At 72.6% G+C, this 11,938-nt stretch carries 8 protein-coding genes; 1 reads left to right on the forward strand and 7 read right to left on the reverse strand.

The window, feature by feature from the left end; genetic code table 11:
* Nucleotides 1-21: 21 nt before the first annotated feature.
* The 7 genes from ON36_RS23910 to ON36_RS23940 form a co-directional block, all read right to left on the reverse strand.
* The gene (locus ON36_RS23910; protein ID WP_043657901.1) at nt 22-1,656 is read right to left on the reverse strand and encodes an ABC transporter substrate-binding protein; all 1,635 of its coding nucleotides are present in this window, start codon (nt 1,654-1,656) and stop codon (nt 22-24) included.
* A complete protein-coding gene (locus ON36_RS23915; RefSeq protein ID WP_043657904.1) occupies nt 1,656-3,593 on the reverse strand; it encodes an ATP-binding protein in 1,938 nt (645 codons plus the stop codon). The genes ON36_RS23910 and ON36_RS23915 overlap by 1 nt, the downstream gene beginning before the upstream one ends.
* Complete coding sequence (locus ON36_RS23920) at nt 3,590-5,155, reverse strand: acyl-CoA carboxylase subunit beta (RefSeq protein WP_043657906.1); 1,566 nt, start codon at nt 5,153-5,155, stop codon at nt 3,590-3,592. The genes ON36_RS23915 and ON36_RS23920 overlap by 4 nt, the downstream gene beginning before the upstream one ends.
* Nucleotides 5,152-6,387, reverse strand: coding sequence for an aminotransferase class I/II-fold pyridoxal phosphate-dependent enzyme (locus tag ON36_RS23925; protein ID WP_052314291.1), 1,236 nt, complete (start codon nt 6,385-6,387; stop codon nt 5,152-5,154). Before ON36_RS23925 ends, ON36_RS23920 begins: the two co-directional genes overlap by 4 nt.
* A 47-nt stretch (nt 6,388-6,434) precedes the next feature.
* The gene (locus tag ON36_RS23930) at nt 6,435-7,634 is read right to left on the reverse strand and encodes an MFS transporter (protein WP_052314292.1); all 1,200 of its coding nucleotides are present in this window, start codon (nt 7,632-7,634) and stop codon (nt 6,435-6,437) included.
* A 190-nt stretch (nt 7,635-7,824) separates the two neighbouring features.
* Entirely contained in the window at nt 7,825-8,091 is a 267-nt protein-coding gene (locus ON36_RS23935; RefSeq protein ID WP_043657911.1) for a metal-sensitive transcriptional regulator, read from the reverse strand.
* An 80-nt stretch (nt 8,092-8,171) separates the two neighbouring features.
* A complete protein-coding gene (locus tag ON36_RS23940) occupies nt 8,172-10,322 on the reverse strand; it encodes an MMPL family transporter (protein WP_043657912.1) in 2,151 nt (716 codons plus the stop codon).
* A 646-nt stretch (nt 10,323-10,968) separates the two neighbouring features.
* On the opposite strand from ON36_RS23940, the gene ON36_RS23945 reads away from it, so the two are divergent.
* A partial coding sequence (locus tag ON36_RS23945) for a helix-turn-helix domain-containing protein (RefSeq protein WP_052314293.1) occupies nt 10,969-11,938 on the forward strand: 970 nt, incomplete at its 3' end.

Genomic DNA, 11,938 nt, shown 5'->3' on the forward strand with positions numbered 1-11,938 from the left:
TCCGGCCCGGCGCTCCCGGGATCAGCCACGGTCGACCCAGACGTCGTAGGCGTTCTCGGGCAGCTGCTTGTAGGGGCGGAAGCCCGCACCGTGCACGTGCGCGCCCGCCGCGATCTGGTTCTCGGGGATGTAGAGCGGGAGCGCGTAGGCCTTGTCGACCAGGGCGAAACGCTGTAGCTGCGCGTACTGCTTCGCTCGCGCCGCGATGTCGGTCGTCGCGGCGGCGGCCTGCAACCAGCTCGACAGCTCCGGGTCGCCCGCGCGGCTGTAGTTCAGCGTGCCCTTGGACGAGGCCGGGTACCAGTGGTTCTCGATGTCGATGCCGCCGGTGATGGTGTCGCTGTTGGCGATCGAGCCGAAGGTGTTGTTCTTGCGCAGCTCGGCGTAGGTGCCCAGGTCGACGTAGGACAGCTTCAGATCGATCCCGGCGTTCTGCTTGACCTGTGCCTGCACCGCCTGCAACAGCACTTCGCGCTGGTCGCGCACGGTCGACTGGGCCTGCACCAGATCGATGGTCAGCCGCTTGCCGTCCCTGGTGCGGAATCCGTCGGAATCCCGCGCGGTCCAGCCGGCCTCGTCCAGCAGCCGGTTGGCCGTCGCCTTGTCGGCGCCGTAGGCGCGCTCGATGCTCTTGTCGTAGAACGGGGTGTCGACGGTGGAGGTGATGCCCCAGCCGCGGGTGCGCTGCCCGCGGTAGATGGAGGCCAGGATCGCGTCCACGTCGACCGCGCTGTTCAGCGCCCGTCGCACCCTCTCGTCGGTGGCCGGGCCGAAGGTGGCGTTCCAGTACAGCGAGTACGGGCTGCCGTTGTTGAGCGCGTGCACGTAGGTGTAGTCGGGGTTGCCGTCGAACAGCGTGGCGTCGTTGCCGGAGACGCCCTCGATGAGGTCGACCTGGCCGGAGGTGAGGGCGCCGGTGCGCACCGAGGACTCGGGCAGGAACCGGTAGGTGACCTCGTCCAGGTAGGCAGGTCCCTGGTGGGCGGCGTTCGCCGGCGCCCAGTCGTAGTCCGGGTTCTTGCGGAAGTGCAGCTCCTGTCCCTTGACGTAGCGGTCGAGGATGAACGGCCCGGTGCCCGCGATCTCGGGCCCGCCGGACTTGAGCTGCGGCTTGTCGAAGGCGGCGGGGGAGATGATGTCGAATCCGGAGGCGAAGTCCAGGAACGGCGCGTACGGGTTCTTCAGGGTGAAGACCACCGTGCGGTCGTCCCGGGCCGCCACCGAGGCGAGGTTGGACAGCGGGCCCGAGGAGAACCCGCCGGAGTAGGACAGGTCCTGCATGGTGGTGAAGTTGCGGGCCACCCCGGCGGCGGTGAGCGGGGTGCCGTCGGTGAACTTCACGCCCTCGCGCAGGGTGAAGGTGTAGGTGAGCCCGTCGGGGGAGATCTCGTGTCCGGTGGCGAGCCACGGCACGTAGCCGCCGTCGGCGGTGCGCGCCAGCAGGGTCTCGTAGGTGTTGCGCAACAGCATCTTGGTGTTGCTCTGGCCGTTGAGGTGCGGGTTGAGGGTGGTCGGCTCGGTCTCCACGCCCCAGGTCAGCGATCCGCCGGTGCGTGGCGGGCCGGATTCGCCCGCGGCGGGGTCGGTTCCGCCGCACGCGGAGACCAGGACGGCCGTGGCCGCTATCAGAGCTGTCGCAAGTCGGCGAGTCCGCATCACAGCGCGGCGCCCCTCTCCTCGATGAGAAACAGTGATTCGTCCGTGGTGACCACCGCGCCTTCGGCGGCGGTCACCGTGACCACTCCGGCGTGGGTCGCCGCGAGTTCGTGTTCGAGCTTCATGGCCTCCACCACGCCGAGCAGCTGGCCCTGCTCGACCTGCTCGCCCGACGAGACGTGCAGGCGCACCAGCGTTCCCGGCATGGGCGATCGGATGGCCGGGCCCGCCGCGGCCGCGCCGCTGCCCCGGTACTCGGCGCGGGCGACCTCCCGGACGACGCCGTCGACCCGGCACGTCCAGCCCGCGCCGCTGCGCCGCACCGACACCGGCGCCGCGTCCACCGTGACGACGTCGCCGTCGCCCCGCACGACCGGAACCGCCTCCGCGGCGTCGCCGGGCCGCAGCAGCACCGTGTCGCCGTCGTAGCCGCGCACCCGGACCGTGAACGGGCGGCCGTCCACGGTCAGGTCGAGCCCGCCCAGTTCACCCGCGTCCGGGTCGAGCCAGGCACGGTCGCCCGGCGCCGCCCCCGGCGACCATGGTGTGGCCCGGTCGGGGGCGGTGAGCGTGGCCGCGACGGCCAGGGCCGCGCGCCGGTCGGGGTCGCCGAACTCGGCGACCGGGTCGAGCAGATCCAGATAGGTCGTGTCGTGCGCGGCCCCGGCGACCGTCGGCGCCGCCAGCACGCGCGCGGCGAAGCCCAGATTGGTCGAGATGCCCGTCCAGCGCAGCTCGTTCGCGGCCCGGCGCGCGGCCTCGAGTGCGGCGGCCCGGTCCGGCCCGTGGGTCACCAGCTTGGCCACCATCGGATCGAAACCGCCGGTGACCCGCAGGGTGCGGGTGAAGGCCCGCTCGACCCGCACCGCGGGCCAGCGGGTGACCTCCCACTCGCCCGGGCACGGCAGGAAGGACCGGAACGGGTCCTCGGCGTACACCCGCACCTGCACCGCGGCGCCGGCGGCGGTGATGTCGTCCTGGGCGGCGGGCAACGGTTCGCCCGCCGCGACCCGGAGCTGCCACTCGACCAGGTCGACGCCGGTGATCTCCTCGGTGACGGTGTGCTCGACCTGCAGCCGGGTGTTCATCTCGATGAAGAAGTACTCCTCGCCCGCCAGCAGGAACTCGAAGGTGCCCGCCCCGACGTACTGCAACGCGCGGGTGCCCTGCACGGCGGCGGCCAGCATCGCCGCGCGCACGGGCGCCGGGATGCGCGGTGCGGGCGCCTCCTCGATGACCTTCTGGTGGCGCCGCTGCAGCGAGCAGTCGCGGTCGAAGAGATGGACGGCGCCGCCGAATTCGTCCCCGAAGACCTGCACCTCGATGTGCCGGGCCCGCTCGGCGTAGCGCTCCAGGTGCAGGCGCCCGTCGGCGAAGGCCGCGCTCGCGGTGCGCGACGCCGAGGCCAGCGCCTCGCGCAGCCCGGCGGCCGAGCGCAGCACCGACATCCCCTTGCCGCCACCGCCGCCCGCCGGCTTGACGATCAGCGGATAGCCGATGTCCGCCGCGGCCTCGGCCAGCGCGTCGATGTCCTCGCTCGCCCGCTCGGTCCCCGGCAGGACCGGGACCCCGGCCGCGGCCATCACGCGTCGGGCCGCGGACTTGTCGGCCATGGTCTCGATCACCCGGGAGCTCGGCCCGACGAACACGAGCCCGGCCGCGCGCACCGCCTGCGCGAAGCCGGCGTGCTCGGACAGGAAGCCGTAGCCGGGATGCACGGCGTCGCAGCCGGTCTCGACCGCCGCGCGCACCAGCGCGGCCGCGTCCAGATGTCCGCCCGCCCGCAGGGCGACCGTGGCCGCCGCGCCCGCGTGGTAGGTCAGGTCCCGGTCCTCGTCGACGCTCACCGTCACGTACTCGACGCCGAGCCGGTCGCAGGTGCGCGCGATCCGGGCGGCGACCTCGCCCCGGTTCGCGATGAGCAGCCGGGCGATCACAGGCGGAACACTCCGAAGCTCGCGGCCGCCGGTTCGGGCCGGTCCCAGCGTTCGTGGGCCAGCGACAGGCACTGCGCCAGCCACGAGCGCGTGTCCTCGGGCTCGACCACCGCGTCGATCCACATGCGGGCGGCGATGTAGGCGGGCAGCGACTGGCGTTCGAAGCTGTCGATGATCGGCTGCTTGATCGCCGCCTCGGTGGCGGCATCGAGCTCCTTGCCCTCGCGGCGGAGCCGGTCGCGCTTGAGGATGGCCATCACCGCGGCGGCCTGTTCGCCGCCGACCCCGGTGGAGCGGGCGTTGGGCCACATGGCCATGAACTGCCCGCCCATCGACCGCCCCGACATGGCGAAGTTCGCGGCGCCGAAGCTGCCACCGATCACCAGCGAGATCTTCGGCACCGTCGCGCAGGAGACCGCGTTGACCATCTTGGCGCCGTGCTTGGCGATCCCGGCGCGCTCGTACTCCTCGCCGACCATGAACCCGCTCACGTTGTGCACGAACAGCAGCGGGATCCGCCGCTGGTTGCAGATCTGGATGAACATGGTCGCCTTGAGCGCGCTGTCGGGGAAGATGACGCCCTGGTTGGCGATCACGCCGACCTCGTATCCGGCGATCCGCGCCGTCGCGCAGACGATGGTGATCCCGTAGTCGCGGCGGTACTCCACCCAGGAACCGGCGTCGACCACGCGGCGCAGGACGGCCCGGACGTCCATCTCCTTCTTGGTGCTGGCCGGGATGAGATCCGGCAGGCCCGCGGGATCGTCGGCGGGTTCGACCGGCTCGAACGCCGGCGGCCGCACCCGGTCACCCGGTGTGCGCGAGACGATGTCGCGCACGATGGCCAGCGCCTCCTGCTCGTCGGCGGCGAGGTGGTCGGCCACCGCCGTGCGCCGCACGTGCAGGTCGGCGCCGCCGAGTGTCTGCGCGTCGACAACCACGCCGGTCGCGGCCTCCACCAGCTGCGGGCCGCCGAGGAAGACGGTGCTCAGGTCCTGCACCATCACCGTCTCGTCGCTCATCGCCGGGATGTAGGCGCCGCCCGCGGTGCAGATGCCGAGCACCGCCGAGATCTGCGGCAGGCCCATGGCCGACATCTCGGCGATGTTGCGGAACATCTTCCCGAGGTGTTCCTCGTCGGGGAAGATGTCCTCCTGCAACGGCAGGAAGATGCCGCCCGAGTCGGCCAGGTAGATGCAGGGCAGCCGGTACTCCCTGGCGAGTTTCTGGCCGCGCAGCTGCTTCTTGACGGTCAGCGGGTAGTAGGTGCCGCCCTTGACGTGCGGATCGTTGGCGAAGATCATGCACGGCCTGCCGTGTACGGTGCCGATGCCGACGACCAGCGCGGCGGCGGGCAGGTCGGTGTCGTACACCTCGTGCGCGGCCAGCCGCCCGATCTCGAGGAAGGGCGTGCCCGGATCGAGGATCCGGTCGACCCGGTCGCGCACGGCCAGTTTCGCATCGCCCGCGCGCCGCCGCGGCGCGACGATCTCGGCGGAGTGTTCGCGCAGCAGCGCGCGCTGGGCTTCGAAGCCGAGGGTGTTCTCGACGGTGACGGTCATGCGGGCTGCTCCGCTCCCCGCCGGTGCGCGGCCAGGCTCGCGGTGAGCGTGTCGGCGAAGCGGTGGATGGTCTCGGGTGCCAGATCGGCGCGCAGCATGAGCCGCAGCCCGGCGCTGCCGCGCCGGATGATCGGGAAGAAGATCGGGGAGGTGTAGAAGCCGGCCTCCAGCATGTCGCGCGCCACCGCCACGGTGACGTCCTCGCGGCCGATGTCGACGAACCGGATCGGCAGCCCGTCACCGCTCAGGTCGGTCTCGACCAGGGAGTCGAAAAGGTCGACCCGCGCCCGCAGCGCCCGCTGCAGGGTGTCGACGGTGCCGTCGTCGTGCAGGTCGCACGCGGCGACGATCGCGCCGAGCCCGGCGGTGTTGGTGCGCTGCGACCACATCAGCGGCCCGCTCGTGCGCAGCAGGGTCGGCGTGCGGGAGTGGTCGCCGGGCGGACCGTAGAAGATGACCCCGCCGCTCGCGCCGAAACCCTTGTTGAGCGAGGCGATCACCAGCGTGCGGTCCCGCCAGCCCGGCGTGGCGTCGAGCACGTAGCCGCGCCCGCCCGCGCCGACGGTCGAGATGCCGTGCGCCTCGTCGAAATACAGGAAAAGGCCGTAGCGGTCCTGCAGCCGGTGCAGCTCGGCGAGGGGTGCCCCGCCGCCGGTGCTGTACACCCCGTCGGCCACGTAGGCGACCGTGTCGTGGGTGCGGCACAACTCCTCGAGGGCCTCGACGTCGTTGTGCCCGATGGTGACCAGCTCGGTCTCCTCGGCCACCAGCGGTTTCATGGCGTTGAGGCAGAAGTGCGCGTTCTTGTCGAACACGACGAGCGGCGGTGTGCCGTCGGTGAGTTCGCCCGAGGCCAGCAGCGGCAGGGTGGCCCACGCGGCCGCCGCGCAGGAGGACACCGTCACCGCCTGGGCGCCGAAGGTGGCGGTCAGGCGCTGCTCGGCCTCCTCGAGCAGCGCGAGCCGGATCCGCATGCGCGAGATGGAGGAATTGACGGTGGCGGTCTCGTCCAGGCCGCGGTGCGCCCCGGCCAGGATGCGCGGGTCGCTGTCGAGGCCGAGGTAGGAGTAGGAGGAGAAGTTGACGATGGACCGGCCGTCGCGGTCGTGCACGATGCCGTCGCGCATGTCCGTGGCGACGATGTCGACGAGGCCGTGGGCGGTGCTGTCGTCCCAGAACGTGTTGCTCGTGTGCAGCTGCCGGCGGATGTCGGCGAATCGGTGTGTGACCATTCGGGCATTCCTTCGTGAGCGGTGGAGCGTCGATCAGGAGTTCTGCGTCAGGTACGGGTGCGGGATTCGGGCAGGGCGACGAGCGCCACGTTGGCGGCGGCGAGCAGGGTGAGCACGAGCGACCAGGGGAGCAGCCCGTGCAGGGCCGGGCCGGCCAGGGAGGCGATGCCCGCCAGGCCCTGCTGGACCAGCGCGCACCACGACACGGCGATCGCGGCGCCCGCGGTGAGATGGCTGACCGCGTGCGCGGCACTGTTGGGGAACAGGGTCGCCTGGCCGAAGGTGGTCGCGACGTACCCCGCGAGGAAGAGGGCGAGCGCGAGCAGCCCCGGCAGGTCGACCACCCAGACGGCGGTGACGAGCGCGCAGCCGGCGAGCATGATCCCCGCGCCGCGGCGCATCATCCCGCGCGCGCCCAGCCGCAGCACCGCGCGGCGCACGTAGGTCGCGCCGGACAGGTAGGCCGCGCCGTAGAGCACGCCGAAGAGCCCGAAGACCCACGGAGGCAGGGCGAATCGGTCGGTGAAGATGAACGCCGACTTCTGCTGGATCATCACCACGATCGCGAAGCCGACGCCGCCCGCGACCGCGCTGCCGACGAAGACCCGGTCGGTGAACAGGCGCCGCGCCACCCCGCGCCCGCCCGCGGAGGGCGGGGGAACGGGCAGCGAGATCCGCAGCGCGCAGGCGACCGGGATCGCGGCGAGCACGGCCAGCACGACGAATCCGTAGCGCCACCCGACCGTGGAGGTGACGATGCCGCCGATCACCTGCCCGCCGCCGAGCGCCACCACGAACGCCATCGACAGCAGTGCGAGCTGGCGCGCCAGGTCGGCGCCGGTGAACAGGTCCTTGACCATCATCCGGCCGATGACCGCGATCCCGCCCGCGCCGATCGCCTGGATCACCCGCAGCACGAGCAGCTGCGGCGTGTCGGTGACGAGGGCGAGTCCCGCGCTGGCGAGCACGAAGCATCCCCCGGCGGCGACGAACGCGGGCACCCGCCCGAAGCGTTCGGCCGCGCGCCCCCAGGCGACGACCGGCAGGGCGGCGAAGACCACGAAGACCGCCACCGAGAGCTGGAGCACGCCGTCGCTCGCGCCGATGTCGGCGCCGAGATCGGGCATGCCGGGAAGGTAGATCGTGGTGGCCATCTGGGCCACCGTCACCGCCCCGCAGGCGGTGGCCACCACGGCCCGCTGTGACGTCCGCGTGGTCGCGACGCCGGTGTCCTCACGCGCGAACAAGTGCCGCCCCCTCGTGCCGTACGGAAAACCGTTGCGGGACTCAGATATACGGCGTCGATCGGGGGGCGGCCAGGGTTGTGCTCGGCGTGATTCCCGGTGTCCGTCGCCGGGGTCGCTCCGCGCGGAGGCCGGAGACGGCGAGGAACGGAGACCGCGACATGACGCGCCGGTGCCCCGGCGCGTGCCCGGGTCAGGCCAGGGCGAGGAAGAGTTTCTCCAGTTCGTCCTGGGTCATGGGGGTCTGTTCGGCGCCGGTGCCGGTGAGGCATTCGCGCAGGCCGGTGGCGACGATCTTGAAGCCGGCGCGATCGAGTGCCTTGGAGACGGCGGCGAGCTGGGTGACCACGTCCTTGCAGTCGCGGCCGTCCTCGATCATGGCGATGACGCCGGCCAGCTGGCCCTGGGCGCGGCGCAGCCGGTTGAGTACCTGGGCGATCGCCTCATCGTCGCCGACCATGCTGTGTGTCCTTTCCGTCCGCCCCCGTCCCGTCAATATACCCGGAGGGGTATGTGGGTGCCGGGGGCGGACCGCGGTGTTCAGTGGGAGAAGCGGATGTCCGGGAGCGCGCGGCGCAGCCAGGCGGGACTCCACCAGGCGGCCCGGCCGGTGAGCCGCAGCGCGACCGGGAGCAGAACCAGCCGGACCAGGGCGGCGTCGAGCAGGACCGCGACGCCGAGGATGATCCCCATCTCCTTGGGCGGCAGCGGCTCGGCCAGCGCGAAGGTGAAGAACACCGCCACCATGACCGCCGCCGCGGCGAAGATCACCCGGCCGGAGTGGGCCAGACCGTCGATCTGCGCGGTGACCGGGTCGCCGGTGCGCTCGTAGTGCTCCTTCGCGGTGGCCAGCAGGAACACCGTGTAGTCCATGGCGATGGCGAAGATCATGGCGAAGAAGAACACCGGTCCCCAGCCGTCGAGGAAGCCCTGCGGGGTGAAGCCGAGCAGCCCGGCGCCGTGCCCGTCCTGGAAGATCAGCTTCGCGACGCCGAAGGCGGCCGCGGTCGACAGCAGGCTGACCACCGTGCCGATCAGCGCGATCACCGGCGCCCGCAACGCGACCAGCAGCAGCAGGAAACCCAGCACCAGGATCACCGCGACCACGACGGGCAGGTAGGCGTCGAGCGTGCGCTGGAGATCGAGGTTCTCCGCGGCCGCCCCACCGACCAGCGCGTCGGCGGGCAGCGCCGCCCGCAGCTCGTCGAGGATCCCGGCCATCCCGGCCGCGGACGGGTCGACGGCGGGCAGGGCCTTGACCAGCACCAGTCCGCTGTCGTCGGTGGCGGCGACCGGGGGGAACACCGCCGCGACATCGGCCACCGATCCGGCCACCCGCGTGACGGCTTCGGCCTCGGCGGCGGGCGCGACGATCGACAGCGTGCCCGGCGCGCCCGCGCCCAGCTCCGCCGCGATCAGCTCGTAGCCCTGGCGCACGGGCGCCTCGGCCGGGACCACCGCGATCGAGGGCATGGCCGTCGACAGCCCGGTGACCGGGAGGGCGAGGGCGACCAGAACGGTCAGCGCGCCCGCCGCGAAGGGCCACGGATGGTCGTGGAGCAGCCTGCCCCAGCGGGCGAACCGGGGCGAGCGGTGCTCGCGGTGCCGGGCGAAGGGCAGTGCGGCGGCGTCGATCCGGGCGCCGAGCGCGCCGAGGGCGGCGGGCAGCAGCGTCAGGGTCGCCGCCAGGACGAACACCACCGCGGTCATGATGCCCACCGCCATCGTCCGGACGGCGGGCGCGGGGACGAGCAGCACCGCCGACAGGCTCACCAGCACGGTCAGGCCCGACAGCAGCACCGCCTTGCCCGCGGTGCCCAGCGTCTCGGCGACCGCCGCCCGCGGCGTGGCGGCGCGGGCGAGCGCGTCACGGAACCGGGCCACGAGGAAGAGGGCGTAGTCGATGCCGAGCGCCAGCGCGAACATCATCGCGAAGTTCATGGCCCACACCGAGATCGGGGTCACCTGGTTCAGCAGCACCAGCCCGCCCGCGGAGGCGACGAGCCCCGCGATGGTGAGCAGCAGCGGCAGGCCCGCCGCGACCAGGGAACCGAAGGCCAGCACCATGATCGCCAGCGTCAGCGGCCAGGAGAACAACTCCGCTCGGATCATCGCTTCGTGATTGGCCTCGTTGAAGTCGCTCCACAGCGCGGACGCGCCGGTCGGATACACCGCGATCCCGTCGCCGGACAACCCGGTCAGCGCGGCCTTGTGCTGGTCGACGGCGCGGACCATGTCGTCGGGGGAGGCGGCGGCGCCCGCGACGACGATGCCGGTGTGGCCGTCGGGTGCGACGGTGAATCCCGGGCGGGGCGCGAGCACCCGGCCGAACCGGTCGTCGCCGGCGAAGACGGCGGTGACCCGCTCGATCACCTGCCGCACGGCCGGGTCGTCCAGCGTGCGGTCCTCGGCGTGGATCACGACCTGCACCGCGGCCGAGGAGTCGCCGCCGAAGTGTTCCTGGGCCAGCTCGCGGACCCGGACCGACTCCGAGCCGTCGGCCTGCCAGCCCGCGCCCGCCAGGGAGGAGAACACGCTCGGCGCGGCGGCGCCGAGCGCGACGAGGACCAGGACCCACACGCCCACGATCGCGCGGGCGTGCCCGGCCGCGAACGCTCCCCATCGGGCCAGGGCGCCGAGGGGCCGTTCGACCGCCGCCCCGCGCGCCGGATCGTCGAGGTTCGTGCTCATGAGGTGCCTTCCGGTATATACCCCCAGGGGTATTGCTGAACGGACGCGACGATACCCCAGGGGGTATTTTCCGGCAAACGGCGGGCAGCCGGGAGCGGCTCGTCGACGGCGGGCCCGCTCCCCGACGGCCGCCGGGGCGGGCCTCCTCGGGCCGTGTTCCGGCGCCGCCTCGCCTCGGCGACCGGCGCGGGATGGGGGCGGCGCGCCACGCCGGGGACGCGGCGCGGGCGCGCGCTCACGCGGCGGCCGCCCCTCCGCGAACCCACAGCCCGGTGACGTCGTCGCGGGGCCGTGCTCGCAAGGCGGCGGCCCCGGGATGTCCCCGCTGTCGGGTCACTGCGGATGTGCTGTGGACCCCCGGGACCGCCGGATCGGGGCCGGTTCCGGGAGGCTTCCGGCGGAAGTCCTCGCGCGTGAGGGCCGAAGGCCCTGATGGCAAGGGACCAAGGTCCTCGGTTCCGTCGAGTTGCGAGAAGTGTGCTGTGTGCGAAATAGTCTGCGCGAGTGTGGGTCCGGTGTCGCGGGTGACCGTCGGGTACGGTTCCGTCCGGAAACGGTCGTTGGAGACCGAGCCGGGCGATGTGTCATCCTCGGCGCAGGCCCGTGCACCCGGACAGTGAGCTCGCGGATGGGATCGAGGTAGGCGTTGACGACGAGCGAGGCGGACCCCGGACATATCCCGCCGGTCACCTTCACCGTGACCGGCGGTGCCGACCTGCCGCGCGCGCAGGCCTTCGAGCAGTGGGAGGCGGTGCTGAGCGAGTGCTACTTCCCGCTGGCCGCCCAACCCGACGACAGCCCGGGCTTCCACGGAAGCATCGAACGCGGGAAGCTCGGCGGGGTGTGGCTGTCCACCGTGGACACCTCCCGGCAGTCGGTCCTGCGCACCCGCTCCGGGATCGCCCACACCGACGACGAGTACCTCATCGCCAGCGTCTACACCGAGGGACGCGCGCGGCTGCACCAGGACGATCGCGTCGCGGAGCTCACCCCGGGCGACATGGTGTTCTACGAGTCCACCCGCCCGTACCGGTGGGACATCGACGGGCCCGGCGCGCAGGTCATCGTGCAGGTGCCCACCGCGCTGCTGCGCGCCGAGCTCGGGGTCTCGCACGTGTCGCTGCCCACCGCGACGACCGTGCGGCCCGACACCGCCGCGGGCGTGGTGGCGCGCTTCTTCCTCGACCTGGCCCGTATCCAGCACACCGCCGCCGACGAGGCCGCGATCCTGGCGAGCGGCGCGGTGCCGCTGTTCGCGGCCGGGGTCAACCTGCTCGCGGGGCAGCAGCCGACGGGGGCGTCCGGAAGCCTGCTCACCCGCGAACGGGTGACCGCCTTCGTCCGCGACCGGTGCGGGGATCCCGCGCTGACCGTCGACGACATCGCCCGCGGCTGCCTGCTCTCACGTCGCAGCCTCTACCGCCTGTTCGACGAGACCGGCGAGGGGCTCGGCGCCCTGCTGCGCCGCCTGCGCGTCGAGCGGGCCTGCGCCCTGCTCCGCGCCGAACGCGGCCGGCCCACCGCCACCGTCGCCGTCGAGGCGGGATTCGCCTCCGAACGCCACTTCTTCCGTGCCTTCCGCGCCGAGATGGGCATGACGCCGGGCGAATACCGCA

It is taken from the genome of Nocardia thailandica NBRC 100428 (genome assembly GCF_000308795.1).
Taxonomy (GTDB): Bacteria; Actinomycetota; Actinomycetes; order Mycobacteriales; family Mycobacteriaceae; genus Nocardia; species Nocardia thailandica.